General features: G+C 37.3%; 15 protein-coding genes, 1 pseudogene and 1 CRISPR repeat array. Of the genes and pseudogenes, 9 read left to right on the forward strand and 7 right to left on the reverse strand.

Features of this window, described 5'->3' with window-relative positions; genetic code table 11:
• Window positions 1-76: 76 nt before the first annotated feature.
• Window positions 77-1,180 carry a DNA topoisomerase IB gene (locus tag BC008_RS33125; RefSeq protein WP_027844993.1) on the reverse strand — a complete coding sequence of 368 codons (1,104 nt, stop codon included), beginning with the start codon at window positions 1,178-1,180 and terminating at the stop codon, window positions 77-79.
• Window positions 1,181-1,418: 238 nt separating this feature from the next.
• A complete protein-coding gene (gene purD, locus BC008_RS33130; protein WP_027844994.1) occupies window positions 1,419-2,699 on the reverse strand; it encodes a phosphoribosylamine--glycine ligase in 1,281 nt (426 codons plus the stop codon).
• 117 nt (window positions 2,700-2,816) lie between these two features.
• On the opposite strand from purD, the gene BC008_RS52265 reads away from it, so the two are divergent.
• Window positions 2,817-3,011: a hypothetical protein gene (locus BC008_RS52265; protein WP_407657091.1), complete on the forward strand. Its 195-nt coding sequence runs from the start codon at window positions 2,817-2,819 to the stop codon at window positions 3,009-3,011.
• Window positions 3,012-3,408: 397 nt separating this feature from the next.
• Window positions 3,409-5,994: a tetratricopeptide repeat protein gene (locus tag BC008_RS33135; RefSeq protein ID WP_058184263.1), complete on the forward strand. Its 2,586-nt coding sequence runs from the start codon at window positions 3,409-3,411 to the stop codon at window positions 5,992-5,994.
• A 49-nt stretch (window positions 5,995-6,043) separates the two neighbouring features.
• Here BC008_RS33135 and BC008_RS33140 read toward each other — a convergent pair whose 3' ends face one another.
• Complete coding sequence (locus tag BC008_RS33140) at window positions 6,044-8,104, reverse strand: AMP-dependent synthetase/ligase (protein ID WP_036266845.1); 2,061 nt, start codon at window positions 8,102-8,104, stop codon at window positions 6,044-6,046.
• 869 nt (window positions 8,105-8,973) lie between these two features.
• On the opposite strand from BC008_RS33140, the gene BC008_RS33145 reads away from it, so the two are divergent.
• From BC008_RS33145 to BC008_RS33155, 3 genes are all read left to right on the forward strand, one after another.
• Window positions 8,974-10,365 (forward strand): L-lactate MFS transporter, encoded by a 1,392-nt coding sequence (locus BC008_RS33145; protein ID WP_027844997.1) that lies wholly within the window; start codon window positions 8,974-8,976, stop codon window positions 10,363-10,365.
• Between the two features lie 67 nt (window positions 10,366-10,432).
• Window positions 10,433-10,606: a hypothetical protein gene (locus BC008_RS49870; RefSeq protein ID WP_161938195.1), complete on the forward strand. Its 174-nt coding sequence runs from the start codon at window positions 10,433-10,435 to the stop codon at window positions 10,604-10,606.
• 1 nt (window position 10,607) lies between these two features.
• Window positions 10,608-10,929: a CRISPR direct-repeat array (repeat unit 35 nt; unit sequence CTTTTAACTTCTTCGGAAGTTGAACTAATGGAAAC).
• A 1,063-nt stretch (window positions 10,930-11,992) separates the two neighbouring features.
• On the forward strand, window positions 11,993-12,949 hold the full coding sequence (locus BC008_RS33155) for an IS4 family transposase (protein WP_082650695.1): 957 nt from the start codon (window positions 11,993-11,995) through the stop codon (window positions 12,947-12,949).
• Between the two features lie 58 nt (window positions 12,950-13,007).
• Here BC008_RS33155 and BC008_RS33160 read toward each other — a convergent pair.
• Window positions 13,008-13,700, reverse strand: a pseudogene (locus BC008_RS33160) (IS66 family transposase); the annotation flags it as partial.
• On the opposite strand from BC008_RS33160, the gene BC008_RS33165 reads away from it, so the two are divergent.
• The 3 genes from BC008_RS33165 to BC008_RS33175 all read left to right on the forward strand — a co-directional run bounded on the left by BC008_RS33165 (window position 13,675) and on the right by BC008_RS33175 (window position 14,989).
• Complete coding sequence (locus tag BC008_RS33165; protein WP_072207798.1) at window positions 13,675-14,076, forward strand: leucine-rich repeat domain-containing protein; 402 nt, start codon at window positions 13,675-13,677, stop codon at window positions 14,074-14,076. The pseudogene BC008_RS33160 and the gene BC008_RS33165 sit on opposite strands and share 26 nt — an antisense overlap.
• Before the next feature lie 166 nt (window positions 14,077-14,242).
• Window positions 14,243-14,560: a hypothetical protein gene (locus BC008_RS33170; RefSeq protein ID WP_407657090.1), complete on the forward strand. Its 318-nt coding sequence runs from the start codon at window positions 14,243-14,245 to the stop codon at window positions 14,558-14,560.
• Window positions 14,561-14,680: 120 nt separating this feature from the next.
• Window positions 14,681-14,989 (forward strand): CDP-alcohol phosphatidyltransferase family protein, encoded by a 309-nt coding sequence (locus BC008_RS33175; RefSeq protein ID WP_235595979.1) that lies wholly within the window; start codon window positions 14,681-14,683, stop codon window positions 14,987-14,989.
• A 50-nt stretch (window positions 14,990-15,039) separates the two neighbouring features.
• On the opposite strand, the gene BC008_RS50830 is transcribed toward BC008_RS33175, so the two are convergent.
• On the reverse strand, window positions 15,040-15,189 hold the full coding sequence (locus BC008_RS50830; RefSeq protein WP_201026202.1) for a hypothetical protein: 150 nt from the start codon (window positions 15,187-15,189) through the stop codon (window positions 15,040-15,042).
• Window positions 15,190-15,395: 206 nt separating this feature from the next.
• Window positions 15,396-15,797 (reverse strand): hypothetical protein, encoded by a 402-nt coding sequence (locus BC008_RS33180; RefSeq protein WP_027846431.1) that lies wholly within the window; start codon window positions 15,795-15,797, stop codon window positions 15,396-15,398.
• Between the two features lie 138 nt (window positions 15,798-15,935).
• On the opposite strand from BC008_RS33180, the gene BC008_RS33185 reads away from it, so the two are divergent.
• Window positions 15,936-16,253 carry a DinB/UmuC family translesion DNA polymerase gene (locus tag BC008_RS33185; protein WP_027846432.1) on the forward strand — a complete coding sequence of 106 codons (318 nt, stop codon included), beginning with the start codon at window positions 15,936-15,938 and terminating at the stop codon, window positions 16,251-16,253.
• Window positions 16,254-16,337: 84 nt separating this feature from the next.
• Here the strand turns inward: BC008_RS33185 and BC008_RS33190 are convergent, their stop codons facing one another.
• On the reverse strand, window positions 16,338-17,603 hold the full coding sequence (locus BC008_RS33190) for a hypothetical protein (RefSeq protein WP_201026203.1): 1,266 nt from the start codon (window positions 17,601-17,603) through the stop codon (window positions 16,338-16,340).
• Window positions 17,604-17,969 lie beyond the last annotated feature (366 nt).

Consider the following 17,969-nt stretch of genomic DNA (forward strand, 5'->3'; position numbering starts at 1 on the left):
AATTGTTTTTTTATTAATCGATTTAATAGCAAATCATCTGAAAAGTTCCAGTACTAATAGAAGCCAATAGTGATTATTATTTAAATTCCTGTAACAAATGCTGCTCTAAAATATTTAATACCGCTTGTTCTACCGGACGCGATTCCAATTGATTCTTATCACTTTGATAAGCTGCTTCAATGGCTGGAAATAGAGAGCTATCTTCATATGCTGCAAGAATTCCGGGGTGAACGTAATACTTACGACAAGTCGCAGGACGATTTCCCAATTCCCGTGCAACACCTTTTATTGCTTTAGTAATATTTTTCTTAGCTTGTTTCTCTGATTCAAATTTACCTAATTCGTATAATTCTTGTGCTGTTAATACGGTCCCAAACCAGGTACGAAAATCTTTCGCTGTAAAATCTAAATCGGTAATTGTTTTCAGATAGTCATTAACATCACTAGAATCAATTGATTGACGCTTATCGTCATCATCAATGAATTGAAATAACTCCTGTCCTGGTAATTCTTGAATGCGTTTCACAATTTTTGATAAACGCCGATGACTCAACTCAATATCGTGTTCTACACCGCTTTTACCACGAAACTTAAATCGCAATCGCGAGCCAGAAATATCAACATGACGCTGTTTCATCGTTGTTAAACCAAAAGACTTATTCCTTTGGGCGTACTGTTGATTCCCGACCCGAATTTTACTAGTTTCCAACAGCTTGACAACTGTAGCTAAGACCTTTTCCTTAGGTAAACCGTGTTTCCTTAAATCTTTTTCTACTTGTTGACGAATTTTAGGTAAGGCTAATCCGAAAGCAATTGTGCGGTTAAATTTGGTTTGAGAACGAATTTTGCGCCACAGTTTATGATATCGATATTGCTTGCGTCGTTTCTCATCTCTCCCTGTAGCTTGTAGATGTCCTTGGGGGTGGGGACAAATCCATACTTCTTTCCAAGCAGGAGGTATGACGATGGCTTTGATTCTATTTAATTCGTCTTCGCAATCAATTTTATTCCCTTGTGTATCGTAATAACAAAATCCTCTACCTCTACGCTGACGACTGACACCAGGAGTCTTATCATTAACATAGAGCAAGCCAACAATCTCTGCAGATTCCGTAGGTTCCGTAGCCAGAGCAGCCTTAACCTCTTGTTTTGCTAATTTATTTTTCAGTTTTAACTGCATATCTACGAAGCCAGAATCGAGCCACAATAATGATAAATTTAGCTTGTGACAACGTGTGATAAATCTACTTACGGAAATAACAGCAATTATCCAAAAGAGTTATATCGCAACCTTAATTAAAATCACATTTATTAAAATCAATATGCAGAGAGACGTAACATGTTACGTCTCCACGAAGTTTTTAATAGCAAAAGAATCCTTCGTATTTAATGGAATAAGACCACTAGGAAAGATAAACTCAAGAGGTTTTTGCAATTCGATGACCAATATCCCGACGGTAGTAAATCCCTTCGAAATTTATAGATTCAATTGATTTATACGCTCGATCTAAGGCTTGTTTAAAGTCTGCACCGACACCAGTAACATTTAAAACCCTACCACCATTAGTTAATAACTGGGAATTATCTAATTTTGTCCCAGCATGAAATACTATTGCACCACTATCCTGGGCTACTTGAATCCCAGTAATAACCTTACCTTTTTCATAACTACCAGGATAACCACCAGAAGCTGCAACTACAGTTGCAGATGCTCCATCTTTCCAAGCAATGGGTGGCATTTGTGCTAATCTTTGCTGTACGCATGCTAACATTAATTCTTCTAAAGGAGTTTCCAGTAATGCCAACACAACCTGAGTTTCTGGATCTCCAAACCGACAGTTAAATTCTAATACCTTAGTTTCTCCTGCAGGTGTAATCATTAAACCTGCGTAAAGTACTCCTCGATAATCAATATTCTTTTTCCTTAAGGCTGCGATCGCTTTTTCTAAAACCTCTGTTTGCACCCGCTCCATAATTTCTGGAGTTGCAATTGGGGTTGGAGCATAAGCTCCCATTCCACCTGTATTTTCTCCTTTATCTCCTTCGCCAATTTGTTTGTGGTCTTGGGCTGGTAACAAAGCTCGAATGGTCGAACCGTCAGTTAATGCTAAAACCGATACTTCTTGTCCGGTTAAAAATTCCTCTAATACCACGAAGTCACCAGCACTATCAAATTGTCCGCCAAACATGGAATCAATTGCAGATTCAGCTTGTGCTAATGTTTCGGCAACAACTACACCTTTCCCTGCTGCTAAACCATCCGCCTTGACAACAATCGGTAAACCTTGTGCCTTAACATAGGATTTAGCTGCATTTGCTTCGGTAAATACCGTAGATTTAGCCGTGGGAATACCTGCTTCTTGCATTAATGCTTTAGCCCAAGCTTTACTAGATTCAATTTGTGCTCCGGCTTTTGTGGGACCAAACACCAGTAAACCCCGAGCTTGGAGATAATCGGTAATTCCTTTTGCTAAAGGTACTTCCGGTCCAACCACCACTAAATCAATTTTGGCTTGTTGAGAAAATTGCCAAATTCCTTCAAAGTCGTCCACCTCCAAAGCTAAGTTTTCGCAACGACTCATAGTTGCTGTACCGCCATTTCCTGGCGCGCAAACAACCTGCTCAACCTGCTTGGACTGTAAGAGCTTCCAAGCGATCGCGTGTTCCCTTCCTCCGTTCCCAATAACTAAAACTTTCACTTATTTCCTTATTTGTTTATCTAAAGTATAGGTATATCAACCAAAGCGATCGTACTATATAGGCGAGTCTTAGGGTTGATTGTTTGCCCATGAATTATAGATACATTCATTAAGGCGATCACTATTGCTCCTGAAAATCCTGATATCTACTATGCAAAGGCTTTTACCCAGTCTTTAATGGAAGGAAAAACCCAAGAAGGAATTCAGAATTATCAGAAAGCTGCAGACTTTTATCAACAACAAGGAAAACCAAGCTATTCAAAGAATGCACTTGAGAAAATAAAGGAACCAAAAGATTTGTTAGATAAATAACTAAGTATGGATTTAAAACAAGATTCATATAATTGGTGCTTGATATTAACTTTACGTAAAAGTTGTTAGCGCTATATCTGCCACCAATGAAAATGGTTATAAAATAACAACGAAGCAGTCTGACAGTTAATTTATGACTACCAGTTAATTTTTTTTTGCGGTTTCTTGTATATTTGAATGAAATTAGGTTTATGGAATTTAATTTATCTAAGCTAATTCATAGAGGTCAACTTATCGGAGTTAATTTATGAAATTTGATTTTATAAATTAAATTAATGAAATTACATTTATAAAATTAAATTGATAAAATTAGATTTACGAAATTTGATTTACGAAAGTATATCTATAAAATTATCCTTATGAAACTGGCTTTATGAAACTATAATTTATAAACTACATGCTTTTGGATAATTCAAAAAACCCCTATCGTGGCTTGCAAGCTTTTGAAGAAGAACACAGCAAAATGTTTTTCGGTAGACAAGCTTTAACAGAAAAGTTGTACCAACAAGTTTGTCAACACCCATTAACGGTGGTAATGGGTGCTTCGGGAACTGGAAAATCCAGCCTTATTAAGGCTGGACTGATACCTCATATTAAAAAATTGGTTCCACGGGATTCCCTAGAGATGCTGTTTGGAAAGTCTCTACGAAAGCAATGGTATATTATTGCACCTATACGTCCTGGGGAGTCACCATTTAAAACTTTCAGTAATACATTGGCTGCAGGTCAATTACTGTCTACTGCAGAAGAAAAAATAGAAACTATTTCTGTCTGTATAGGCAATTGGTTACACGAAAATCCCCAGTCAAAATTACTACTGATAATTGAACGGGCGGAAGAACTATTTACGATGTGCGGCGATCGCCAAGCTCGGAAAGATTTCCTGAATCTCCTAACAGATCTAGTAAGGGATCATGGGGAAAAGTTGCGACTTGTTATGACGCTACGCAGTGACTTTGAATCGCAATTTAAAGATACGGGTCTGCAAGAATATTGGCATGAAGCTCGGTTTATAGTTCCCAGGATGACGCGGGAAGAATTGCGCTCTTGTATAGAAAAGCCAGCTTCAGCAAGGTCAATAAGTTTCGAATCATCTTCTCTAGTGGAGAAGCTAATTGATGAAGTCATAAAGACATCAGAAGGTCTAGCACTACTTTCTTTTACCTTGGATGAACTCTATACAAAGTCTTTGCAGGCTGTCAAACAAGGTACAAGGCGAAAGAGGGTAATTACGCAGGCTGATTATCAACAAATTGGAGGATTGACCCAGAGTCTTAATCGAAGAGCAGATAGTGAATACGAGGCTTTGGTCAAAATCGACCCAGAGTATGAGTTAACTATCCGTAATGTAATAATGGTACGCATGTTAGCTGTAAGTGGTAGTAAATTGGCTCGCAGACGGATATATTTGTCTGAGTTGGAGTATCCAGAACCAGAAAAAAGTCGAGTAAAGGAAATCATTAGACGCTTTACGGATGCAAAACTACTCCTGAAAGGAAGAGATAATGAAGGTGATTTTTATTTGGAACCCAGTCATGATGTTGTAGTGCAGAGTTGGCAAAAGTTATTACAGTGGAAAGAAGATGAAAAAGAAACTATTGCTCTGCAAAGATGGTTGAGACCTGCTGTATTTAAATGGAAAAACCAGCGCGATCAATCGCTTCTGTGGAATACTCACCCATTGATCGATTCATTGAAGAAAATACTTAATTCTGATGATAACTGGTTAAATCCAGCTGAAACTGATTTTGTACGACGTAGCATTAGACGGAAAAATCAGAAGAAAGCTGTACGTGGTGTTTTTGCTCTTGGAGGTAGTATTTTAGCCGTTGGGACTGTATTTTCCATTGGACTATCGCGGGATGATAAACTGATGGCCCAGGCTTGCAAATTAGTAGGTGACTATTTGCTCCCCAACTCGAGCGCTGAAGAAGGTGGTAAATCTGGAGAAAATAGTTTTACATATCCTCATCTCTGTAAAGACGTACCTGCTTTAGTTGGTTCTCCTGTTGCGAATGCTCCTTCTTCTACAAAGTCTTCTTCATCTCAAGTTTCTCCTAGTCCTTCTCCAACAACATCTCCAGTTTCTGTACTTCCTTCCCCAACACCATCTCTTTCTCCTGTAATATCTCCTTCTCCAACAGCATCCCCTACATCTTCGATTTCTCCAAGTCCTTCTCCTACAGAATCTCCAGTTTCTGCACTTCCGTCTCCTGTAACATCTCCTTCCCCAACAAAATCTCCTGCATCTTTAACTTCTTCTGTTCCTTCTCCAAGTGCATCTCCAAAATCTACAATTCCTTCTCCGATTGCATCTCGTCTCACTGCAAAGAAATTTCTCCCATCCCTACAGGTGACACCCAAAGATTATTACACTAGGGGTAATGATCGACGCGACATCAAATCTATTCAAAATTCCACCAAGATTATCAACAATCCCAATACCAGTAACTTAAAGAGAAAAAACGCTTACATTAACAGAGGAGTTGTTTATTTTAGACATAAGCAGTATCAAGAGGCGATCGCAGACTATAGCAAAGTTATTAAGGATTGGGATCATAATACTCAAGCTGACATTGCTCCTACCAAGTCTCAACTGATTAATGCTTATGTTAACAGGGGAATTGTTTACTCTTCTTTGCAGGAACCTAAGCATCAATTAGCTGTAAAAGATTATAACCAAGCTATTGCTATTAAACCTGATTATGCAGACGCCTATATTAATAGAGGAATTGCTTATTCCGGTTTGGGACAATATGAGATGGCTGTAAAAGATTACATTAAAGCTATTAGTATTACTCCTGAAAATGCTGACATCTACTATGCAAAAGCTCATACTCAGTCTCTAATGGAAGGGAAAACAAAGCGAGCAATGTATAATTACCAGAGAGCTGCAGACCTTTATAAAAAACAAGGAAAACCAAGCTACTCTAAAAATGCACTCCAAAAAATTGAAGAGCTCAAAGCTTCGCTGAATACATAGATGTTTTGTCGTGAATGTTTTGTTATGAATACTTTGTCGTGATATTCAACTACGAAAATAAATTCGTGATCGTATCCCGGTAGCGTTCCATCACCACATTGCGACGAAGCTTTAGTGTTTGAGTTAGTAAACCATTTTCTATTGTGAAAAGTTCGGGGATTAATTCAAACACAATAATTTCATCATCACGACGATATCCAGGGCGATCGCGAACTTCCCGATTTAATTCTTCTCGAAATAAGTTACGAATTACTTCATGGTTTAAATTGGTACTTATATCAGAGTTAAGAACAAATGAATTTTGATTCGACAACCAGGCTTCTAAGGCTTCAAAATTGGGAACTATTAAAGCACCTAACGATTTTTTATCCTGTCCTACAAGCATAATTTGGTCGATGTAGGGACTTCGCAAACAAGCATCTTCAATTGGTTGGGGTTCTATATTTTCCCCATTTGTCAGCACAATGGTATCTTTTGCCCTACCAGTTAATATTATTTGATTTTCTGTTGTTAACCAACCAATATCACCTGTGTCAAACCATCCTTCAGAATCAATAGCTTTTTTGGTCGCTTCGGGATTTAAATAATACCCCTGCATTACGTGTTCTCCCTTTGTCATTACCAAACCCCGAGTATTTGCAGGTAGAGTTTCTTTGGTTTCTAAATCTACAATTTTGATTTGGGTTCCCCCAATTGTTTTACCCGAACTACCTCGCAAATTTCGGTAATATCGACGCGCAGAAATTACGGGAGATGTTTCTGTCAGTCCATACCCAACTAATACTTCAATTCCCACAATTTCAAAAAAATTTTCTAAATGTTGAGCAAGGGAACCACCACCGCATATTAATTGTTTTATATTACCTCCCATTGCCTGTTGAATTTTTCTATAGACAATATTTTCTCCGAGAAAATGTAGGGGTGCGAGTAATATAGTGGTTTTCCAAGCATTAATAATTTCTGCTTTGCTGGGGTTTAAATTTTCTAAATCGAGTTTTTTCCAAGTACGGACAGCTTTAATATATCTCCCACTTACTTTAAGAAAATTATGAATTAATTTTTGCATCCGTGGCGGTTTATCGCGGAATGATTTTTGAATTCCCTCGTACATCGATTCCCAGAGTCGGGGAACTCCAATCACATACTGGGGTTTATATTCCTGTAAATCCTGTTTGAAATAACGACGATTTGTATAGATTTGGGTACATCCTTGGGATAGCATATAATATTCTCCTACTCGCCCAAAAACATGCCAAGTAGGTAATATACTCAGAGTTTTATCGCCAGCACTTGGTTGGAGAATTGCAGGGAGAATAGTAAGTTGGTGAATTAAGTTACTGTGACTTAACATTACACCTTTAGGTTTTCCAGTAGTTCCAGATGTGTACATTAATGTCGCTAGTTTCTGGGGATCACTTTCGGTGGGTTGAAATTTACGACCGGTTGCTAGTTGGATTAATTGGGAAAAATTAATTATCTTGATATTTGTTTGAGTAATATTTGTTTGATTTAGATCTGTCTGATTCAGATCTGTTCGAGTAATATCTGTCTGACTATCTTCTTGAGTATATTTTATATTTGCGGTCTCGTTTGTTTCTTCATCAAATAATATGACTATCCATTGCAATGATATATTTGATGAATTCTTTGATGAACTATTATATATTTCCGGCGCAAGTTTATGTAAGGTTTTGAGATTTTCTACAACTAAACCGATACTACCGCTATGTTCCAAAATATATAATAATTCTTCCCTATCTGCGGTTGCAGAACGTACTGTGTTGGCTGCTCCAGCCATCATTATTCCTTGATCGGCTATCATCCAACGAGGACTATTGTCAGCAAATAAAGCAACTCTTGGAGGTATATTTTCCTGGAGGTTTTGAGGTATACCCAAAGCTTGAATTCCGGTTGCAAATTCTTGAATTTGGTAATGTAGCTGTGAGTAAGTTAGAGTTGTTGATTTACCATGGGGATCGACTAAGGCTGTAATATCCCCAAACTTATTGGCGACTATTTCCCATATTCCCGACAATGATTTTAGTTCACCATAATCAATCAAACCCGACATTTGATATTCTTCTGTTTGGGAAAAAGTATATTTATTCATCGTATTTTTAGTGATAATAATTAAACTAAATGCAATACAAAATATATTTAAGATGAACTGTAATGTGATAAATTCCAGAATATGGAAACTTTAAGTATAAAATTTAAGTATAAAACTTTCAGTTTCAATATTTAAGTCTCAAAATCTAAGTCTAAACTTGTATCACATATTTACTAAACCGCAGTTCATAAGATTCAAATATCACTTCTGAATGTGTTTATAGTCGAGGAGAAGAAGATGCAACATAGAACTACCTCCTTCTACAGACTACATTTAAATCACTTTTTGACGATTAATAAGTTTATGGAATACTTATTTTTCCAAAATCGACATATTGAGTATAAATACACTAAAATTACTATATTTTTATACATAAATTTTACGCAGTATGAACATATTTTCGTCATTACGAGCGATAGCGAAGTAATCCCAAAAACTCTGGGATTGCTTCCCTACACTACGTTTCGGTCGCAATGACAAATCTATGTCCTACGGACACGCTACGAAGACCGTTGCGTAAGTCCTGATACAGTTTTGACTATTTAATTTTACTATTTATATAGTTTTTTGTGAACAATTTAATTCAGTAATATTAGTTTGAGTAAGATTAACGAATTTATCTTATGGTAACGATAAAAAAACTAATGGTAGATAATAAAATCCAGTAAGACTACTATTTTTACAAAATAATATGTGATATAAAAATTGACCAATACTGCTGTAATATGAATTTAGTAATTTGCAGTTCTTTAGTATAAATATTCCCAAAATAGTATTGTCAAATTTTACATTTAGCTTTAATAGAAAAAATTTATCTCTCTACCTAATAAGTGTTTAGGATGATTTTTAGCAATTTTAGGTGATAGTTTGTGGATAAGATAAAATATTTTGACTTTCCCAAAGATGAAACATTATTTGGGCTCAAACCTGAAGTAGGAAGATGGTTTTTTATTCCTTTTGGTTTGATTGTTTTGCTATGTTTGGGAACGGTGTATTCATGGAGTATTTTTAGTACCCATTTTGAAACTGCACTACAAGCAAAACCGGGAACAATCCTATTACCTTTTATGGTATTGGGGGTAATGTTTACCTTAGCAATGCCGATTAGCGGATTATATATTTACCGATTTAGTCCCCGAATTATGACCATCACTGGTGGAATCATTCTGGGAATTGGTTATTTTCTTTCTAGTATTGCCCCAAATTTACCTTTTTTAATTATTAGTTATGGCGTAATTGCGGGTATTGGAGTTGGAATTGTCTACGGGGTTCCTCTTGCGGTTGCTGCTCGCTGGTTTCCAGAACGCAAGGGTTTTGCTGTAGGTATGACGGTTGTTGGCTTTGGACTTTCTCCTTTAGTAACTGCTCCGATTGCAATTAATTTAATTAAAGCCTTTGGAGTCAGAAATACCTTTGTGATTTTAGGCGTTGTATTTACAGGTATTATATTGGCGATCGCGCAAGTTTTAAAAATGCCTCCCAAGCGCTGGTTACCCGATGGTTATAATCCTGAAGCAAGCATTAAAAATAATATTCAAGGTAGTTCCCAAAGCAACAGCGATAATTCAGTCGCAAACTTACCGATGGTGCAGACCCAATCATTTTATGGGTTATGGATTTGCTATGGTGTTGGTACTTTTGTTGGACTTACCGCAATTGCTACCACAGCACAGGTGGGACAAGAAATTGTTGGACTTCAACCGGAACAATTAGGTTTTGCGATTCCTCTATTTGCAACTTTCAATGGTATTGGTCGTCCTTTATTTGGCTGGCTAAATGACCGTTTAAAGCCTAAATTGACCACTATTGTAATCAACGTATTGATTTTGATTGCATCAGCGATCGTATTGAATACTTCCCAGGGACAATTAATTAATTTTCTCGTAGCCTATTCTATCTTTTGGCTATGTTTGGGTGCTTGGTTAGCGGTTGCTCCCGCAGCAACTTTGAGCTTTTTTGGATTGAATAATTATCCCAGTAATTATGGTTTGATGTTTACTTCCTTTGGATTGGGTGGTTTATTAGGTATTTTTACTATTGCAGCTATTAAAGGTATTACTGGAAGTTACCTACCATTTTTCTACGTGACCGCTGCCATTGCTTGTATCGCCATTGTTATCGCAACATTTCTTCTCAACCGTCCCCACAAAACTGCGATCGCAGATTTTTTGTTTAAATATTTGATCAGTCCCATTACTCCGGTTTTACTTTCGTTTGTGGAATTTTGGCTTGGTTCTGCTATTCCCAAGAAAAGTAACTAGAGTTAGCTATCGATTAGCTGTGCTTATTGATAGTAAATAACTGATAAGCACCTGAGGGGGTAAGGTAATGGCTAGAACCCGCATTATTACGTTGACCCCCTCAGATAAGTTGCTAGATAAGGGTTTGAGGGTGGTTAATTGTGAGTTTTTTGGGAGAAATGTACGTTATTTGGGTAAAAACTTGACCCCCTCAGATCGTGGGGTGTACAATCAGGTCGTGGTAAGGCTTCCAGGAGTCTAGCCTTTTAACTTCTTCGGAAGTTGAACTAATGGAAACCAACAGGCTTCTTTGCATTCCAAACATACTTTAACATCTTTTAACTTCTTCGGAAGTTGAACTAATGGAAACACTGGTTTCTAGTTTTATTTGTTAAAACAAACGTTTCTTTTAACTTCTTCGGAAGTTGAACTAATGGAAACCCTCCTCCTTTTTTCGACCGCATCTCTAACTGAGGAAACTTTTAACTTCTTTGGAAGTTGAACTAATGGAAACAGTATTGTATATACTCCTTGATTTGGATTATGAAGACTTTTAACTTCTTTGGAAGTTGAATTAATTGAATAGAACGAAGAAAGTCGGAGACATATCCCCGACTTTTTTAATGCATTTTTACGAACTCATATAGCAATCCTAAATCATTAATTTAAAAATGAATATTGTAGAGACGTTGCATGCAACGTCTCTACAGGATTTGTTTGTTCACAAATCAAATATGATTGCTATATAACTCATGTGAAAATTATCTTTTCTTTTACTTGCACTTCCGCGCTATGAACTTTCTATCTCAACAAATGATCACATGGAATAATATACGTTTTCCATCTGAATTAAAATCCAAAGGTAAAGATTAAAAGTGAAAAAATCACAGGAATAAATTTACAGGTTTCTAGTACAATTATGACAAATTAGAGATATTACATCACTCTCAATTACCGCCTTGGAATGAATTCCCAGGCTCATAGGCAAAGTCTGATAAATCAGACTGAGTCAAGTGTATAGTGCGTTTAAACGCAATACCCGTGAATGAAATCGATAAGCAACAAAAAATCTAACAACTAAAGAATTCTATTAAAATGATTTTCTTATTAGGAAATATCCAAATAAAATCGATAAATGCTGATTAATAATTGACGAACATATCAGATTATTTGTTAATATAAAACGATAAAATTATGAGTATGTTTTGGCAATTATATTTCATCTAAACATAATATATAGTGATAACGGTTGACAAGATAATCAAGTTTTATATAAATGACGATGAGGACAAATTGCTCTCAAAATAAATCATAAAATTCATATTGAACCTCATTTCAGTCACAGTTGAGTGTGATAATGATAAGAACTTTACTCTGTTCTAGAATGACGAGTATTTATGGGGATTCAAAAAGAACATCATCAAAATCTAGTTCAACTTACGCAAGTTTATAACCTTGAACCATTTGCTTCATCTTTATCCAGCATTATTAAAGAATCTATAACCAAAACGCAAAGCAAATGTCGTCAAGGAACAATTTTAACACCAAACTTTGTAATTTGGTTTGTAATTTTATCAACAATGCGTCGTGATAGCACTGCGTGCCGCCGCAAGGCGGCATATTAAGTTATCCAGCAGTGATAGATTGGATGATGTCAGGGTTCAGATGGTTATCTTGTATTTTCCCCAAAAAGTTGATTACAGACGGTGCAATTACTCATGCCAGAACTCGTGTGGGATTAACAGTTTTTAAAGTGATATTTCAAGAGTTTACAGATAGTTTTAAGACATTAAAACCAGATTTTCATGAATTGATTACCGTGATATTTGATGGCACTACATGTACAATGCCTGATAGTAAAAGTAATTGTGAAAAATTTGGTAAGTCCAAATCTGGGCGAGGAGAAAGTGCTTATCCCAGATTAAGAATGTTAACTTTACTTGCAGCTTCATCACGCCTAATTCTAGATGTGGCTTATGGTTCAAGCCAAGGTAAAGGTTCTGGGGAAAGGAGTTTACTCAAAGAAATATTAACAACAATTAACCAGAAAAAATTATTATTCTTATTAGATGCAGGTTTATATTCGTTTTTAACAATTTGGACAATAAAAATCAAACAAGGTAATTTTATAATCAAGGTAGGTAAAAATTTGAAGCTGTCTGCTATATCTAATGGTAGGTTGGCAGATGGAAGTTATTTAGCAGAAATTAAAGGGAAAATTCCAGATATTAAAAATTCCACTGTCCAACGGAAAAAATGGAAAAAAGAAACTTTAATTGTTAGAGTTATTGAGTACCAAATTCCCGGCTTTCGTCCCTGTAGATTAATAACTAGTATTCTCGACCCCAAAATATCAGCACTTGAACTAATCATGCATTATCACCGTCGGTGGGATGTAGAAATTAGTTTTGACGAGATAAAGACTCATCAATGTGCAACTCTTAAAGGACAAATGCCAACAATTTTTCGTAGCAAAAAGTCTGAGCTAGTTGAACAAGAACTTTATGGAATGTTAATTGCATATAACTTAGTTAGTAACCGTTCACGGGGGATAGGTAGATTCAGGCAAAACGCATTTCAACAATTGAAGGAGTTTTCAAGATAAATCCAACAGAAAAAAGCATATTTAACCAAGGTAAATAAGCGGATATAAGTAATTGTAATTAAGCAGCATTTACTACTTGCTCTTCAGAGACTGTAGTGTCAGGTATTAAAGAAGGAGCAGGCGTATCATTGCGTGCAGCACTTACGGCATCAGTCATAAACTCCAGTACATTGCGACGTTGAAACTTTAAGGAAGTTACAACAGTTAAGATCCGAGAAACGAAAGTACTACCCATTCGAGTTTGAGAACCAAAACTGGTACGTCGCCATATTACTGCAGGACGTATAGCCCTCTCTGCAGCATTATTGGTAGGTTCTACTCCCTCAACTTCAACAAACAACCATAAAGCTGGTTCAACTTTGAGAAGTTTACGGCAAGTACGAACAGTTTTTGCTAGCGGAGTTTTTTCTTTTGTCCCAATCTCGTAATATGCTGCTTCTTGTAAAGAAGTAAGAATTGAATTACGAATTGATGGAACTAAAAGTTGAAACTCAGGTCGTGACAAAGTTCCATCTCTAACTCGGTGCCATAACTCAAATAACTTTTCTTGTTGTTTAACCAAATTGTTTCCAATATCTTTGGAAACTCCCGAACGCTCTGAAATTTTGATGAATTCTCGTTTTAAGTGTGCCCAGCATAATTGCCTTTGTTCCAAGTTGACCCAATTATATGCTGCATATCGGTCTGAGATTAAAATACCGTCAAAGCCCTCACCCAGTAAGTTTTTGGCTATATATATTGCTCTACTCACTAATTTAAATTCCCTTTATTTAAATTCTAATCAACTAACTTATATCCCTGATTCTATTAGTCAACTCACTAATTTAAACGAGCTTTGCTTGAGCGGAAATCAAATAACTTATATCCCTGATTCTGTTAGTAAACTCATTAATTTAAACAAGCTTGATTTACGTTTCAATGAACTAAGTTCTATCCCTGATTCTATTAGTAAACTCACTAATTTAAACTCCCTTTATTTAAATTCTAATCAACTAAGTTCTATCCCTTATTCTATTATTCAACTCACTAATTTAAACGAGCTTTATTTAAGCGGAAATCCTTTAGATAAACCACCCATAGCAATTGCTGTTGAAGGTATTTATGCAATACGTGAATACTTCCAATAATTAGTAGCAAGCGTAACTATAGCAGCCAGAATTTTTACTTGCATAGTTTTTCCAAAATTCCTGTGTACTTATTAACACTACAATCTGAAACGTTATTTTCCAAGAATTACTGCTGACAAAGAACATCCTATTACTTTTTTGGGCGTTCGTAGTTAAAAAAATATTTATGATAAATTCTGACACAGTTTTTCGTCCCGTTTATTATCAAATTATTCAGCGCAGGGGTAACGGCTGGGCATTTAAGCATGGTGAGCCATTTATTAACTTATTTAACGCTCCAAATTTGTCACCAGAAGAAGAGTTCAAGGCTTTTGGTACCTCTATGAAGCATGTTGCTGTCGAACTATTTCGCATCAACGGTGTGAAGCCAGGTTATTATATCGCCAACATCCTTGATAAAAAATACTACTACTGCGGCGTTGAGTGGAAGGATGTGAAAGCGAAACTGTTCGTGGCGCTAACCGCGCGTCTTCCAGGGAATTAGGAATTGGTAAACCCGATCCAATGCAAGGGTTTAGATGAATACTGTTATATTTGTAGTGAATTTATCAATGTAATTACAGTCTTTATACTAATTTAATTAACGTTAAAAAAGTAGGAAACAATGATAAAACTATCACACATTCCTAGTATTTTAGTAGGGATGCGCTTTGCAATTGCTCCTTTACTAGTTTTCGATGCTTTAGACCATAGAACCAGTTTTTGGTTCATCATCGGTTACGTCATTGCCGTACTTTCAGACATTTTTGATGGTATCATTGCCCGTCGCTTAAAGGTTAGTACAGATCAACTCCGTCAAGCAGATAGTTGGGCTGATATAAGTCTGTATTTGTGCGTAGCTATTAGCACTTGGTTAGTATATCCCCAAGTAATCATCGATTTCCGAGTACCTTTATTATCTGCGATCGCTTAGACGCGCTTAGCAGCGTTCGGCTTGCCGCGTCTCACGCGCATGCCTGCGGTTTATCGCCCAACATACCCAGCATTTAACAAGCTACCAAATAACCACTCCATTAATGATTGGACTTGTTCTGGTGAAACTCCATTGGGTTGTGAGTAGCTTTCAATAGTGGGTGTGGTTAGTTTGGGTTTGAGAAAGTTGGGTAATTTCATGAACGAAAAGGAACGCAACTATAAAGAGTGTTCCCTGATTGGGGGCAATATAGCTGTTGAAATATCTAGCATTTCTCAGCATGCGCGACAGCACATAAACCCATTCCGTTAAGATACCTGGAAGTGTTAAGTGAAGTAAAAGCCAATTCTACAAGAGGCTTAATGTCGTTGATTTGATTTCCTCTCAAAGTCTAAATCTGGTTTTCCTAAGAGAAGTTTGGGACACCATTTATAGGCTGAGGCAAGGCTTGAAGACCACCCGTTAGGACTGTACCCTGGTTGGCGATAGCACCTAATCCAAAACTTCCACCACCATCTTGAATGCCGCCAATTAGCCCAAATGCCTTATTAGCTGCTGGGTTGTTAGTCCCTAAACTTAGGATAAAATTTGTAAAATCAGAATCATTGATTGCACCAAGATTATCATTAATGCCAAGGGGAAAACCTGAGTTTGTAACTAAATTAGGAGAAGTCCACCACCAAGGAGTATCATTTACTCCCAAAGGAGTGAATATATTACCGACATCAAAACCAGCAAGTCCACCAGGATTAGTCAAATTACCAACCCAAGAATTTCCGTTGGTCATACCAGTCAAATAATCAAACATTTAAAAATTTCCTTGTATTTTACTCGGCACATTTTGTGATTTGTTACATCAAGATAATAAGAATTTAAATCAATTAAATCACTTACCTTTTTGGTAAAATTAATTGCTGTTTTCGGTAACGTCACACTATGCTAGTCAGTGATAAAAGCCGCCAACCGTAGAGAGAAAGAATCAATATTACTCGAACTCAAACAAATCGCTCAAACACTTCAAGAGCGATTAAATAAACATCAAGCTTCGGGTTGGACGCTGACATTAAAAGTAAAATTTTCCGACTACCAGCAGATTACTCGTAGTAAAACCTTACTTACTCCAATTAGGGAGCTAGATGAAATCATTACTCAAGTAAAGGCACTATTTGAAACAATCAAACTGGGAGATAGAAATATTCGACTGTTGGGGATTTCTTTGTCTGTTGATGATTATTACTACCCCAGGATAAATATTATAAATTAAAAAGCCCGGCTCCTAAAAATGTAACCGGGTCACTGAGTATATTAAATTAATTTATTTGGATAAACCTGTATTCCTACCATCAGTTTACTTACGGCGCACGGAAGCACCATGTATGTCGCTATGCTCCTTTCCAGTGTAAGCATGACCACCAGGTGCATTTGCTGGTGCAGTATCCACCGTATTGGTAGTGCGGAGTACTCCTACCAAACGACCAGATGCACCACGTTTTCTCAGCTTAATAATACCAACTCCCGGACAGCTACCTTGGGCTGCATGGGTTACAGATACAGGAACTGGACCACGCAAGGCAACCACCAAGAACTTACCATCTGGCGTATTTTCTACCAGATCTGGGGCAGGATCGTTGAGCGGCAAACCATCATCATCTGTCACGGAAACTGCCCCACAAGGACCTACGCCATTGCCTTTACCATCTACGGAGGCTAAATCGTAAGTACTTCTCTTTAGAGTTCTGGTATTGAATACTTCAACGTTATTCTGTATGCGATCAACGTTGTGAATGTATAAACCAGACAAGGTTCGTGCCATTCCGTGGGCATCCCGACGGGTGGTAATTCCTGGCAACTGCCCGGTACTGTTGGGATTTGGATTACCTTCGATGTTACCGATTGTAGCAGTATTGGTATTATCCTTATAAACCAGTACGGGTTCTGGAATATTGGGTGCATTTACGGCGGAACTGAATTCCGTATCATCAATAGCATACATTGTGAAAGTGGATTGTGTCGCACCCGCACTAGAAGCTGAAACACCAGAATTCAACCACATATTATTACCGACTTGTACGCCACCGCAACCAGCACCGTTAAAGACCTGATTATCATACTCACCAACAATCCTCATCGGAGTAGTTTTGGTGTTAGCTACCAGTAAACCACCTCCACCAAAAGTAATGTAGGCATTGTCACCTTTAGAGACAATTGGACAAATAATCACATTATTAGTACGACCACCAAGTATAACGGGATTTTTATTACAACCGTTTTCCTTGCAATTACCATTTGGTGTCAAGTCGCTAAAACCTGCCTTATTATAGTTGCCTAGAATGCTACCAATCATATTTTTACCTTGACTGTTCTTCCCCAGATATACCTTGGCACCTTCTTCAACAGTCATACTCTTTCCAACACCAAGGGAAGCCGATTTGTTGAAAGTTGCACCGATAATCTTACCACGACGATTACGGGTGATATCGATGCGCTCTAAAACCTTGCCGTTCAGGTTTGCTACCAGCAATGCACTGCCATCGCTATTCCAAAACGACATATGCACCGAACGACCAATGTTAGTTCTAGTGACGCGGAATAAAGCTACTGCTCCGAATGGCACTAAGAAAAGCCACAAGCTATGCAAAATAAGCACTATAGCTTTTCAAGCAATTTAATAATTAAAGGATAGTTTAGGAGGTTGTTCTTGATGCAATATCTTCACTTGGGGCCACGAATGGACAGCATGGAGCGATTGATCTGCAGGTTTCCGCTGTGCTAACGCTCCGCTACGCTACGCACCTACGATAAGCGGGGTTATCCATGCCGCAGGCACACTGTAGCGAATGGATGAAACAAGTATGTAAGGACGATGTAAAATTTGTTGTGGGTAGAAAAGCTTACTCGTTCATGAAATACTTTCTTTGATACGAGCAAGCCAACAGATAAATACTACTGTGACACTACGAGTACAAATCCTCAAGAATAA

It is taken from the genome of Mastigocoleus testarum BC008 (genome assembly GCF_001456025.1).
Lineage (GTDB): Bacteria > Cyanobacteriota > Cyanobacteriia > Cyanobacteriales > Nostocaceae > Mastigocoleus > Mastigocoleus testarum.

What these genes read in the sequence shown, in the direction of transcription:
- BC008_RS33125 (WP_027844993.1), bottom strand. Translation starts at nt 1,180, where the DNA reads ATGCAGTTAAAACTGAAAAATAAATTAGCAAAACAAGAGGTTAAGGCT.
- BC008_RS33135 (WP_058184263.1), top strand. Translation starts at nt 3,409, where the DNA reads ATGCTTTTGGATAATTCAAAAAACCCCTATCGTGGCTTGCAAGCTTTT.
- BC008_RS33140 (WP_036266845.1), bottom strand. Translation starts at nt 8,104, where the DNA reads ATGAATAAATATACTTTTTCCCAAACAGAAGAATATCAAATGTCGGGT.
- BC008_RS49870 (WP_161938195.1), top strand. Translation starts at nt 10,433, where the DNA reads ATGGCTAGAACCCGCATTATTACGTTGACCCCCTCAGATAAGTTGCTA.
- BC008_RS33155 (WP_082650695.1), top strand. Translation starts at nt 11,993, where the DNA reads ATGATGTCAGGGTTCAGATGGTTATCTTGTATTTTCCCCAAAAAGTTG.
- BC008_RS33170 (WP_407657090.1), top strand. Translation starts at nt 14,243, where the DNA reads ATGATAAATTCTGACACAGTTTTTCGTCCCGTTTATTATCAAATTATT.
- BC008_RS33175 (WP_235595979.1), top strand. Translation starts at nt 14,681, where the DNA reads ATGATAAAACTATCACACATTCCTAGTATTTTAGTAGGGATGCGCTTT.
- BC008_RS50830 (WP_201026202.1), bottom strand. Translation starts at nt 15,189, where the DNA reads ATGAAATTACCCAACTTTCTCAAACCCAAACTAACCACACCCACTATT.
- BC008_RS33180 (WP_027846431.1), bottom strand. Translation starts at nt 15,797, where the DNA reads ATGTTTGATTATTTGACTGGTATGACCAACGGAAATTCTTGGGTTGGT.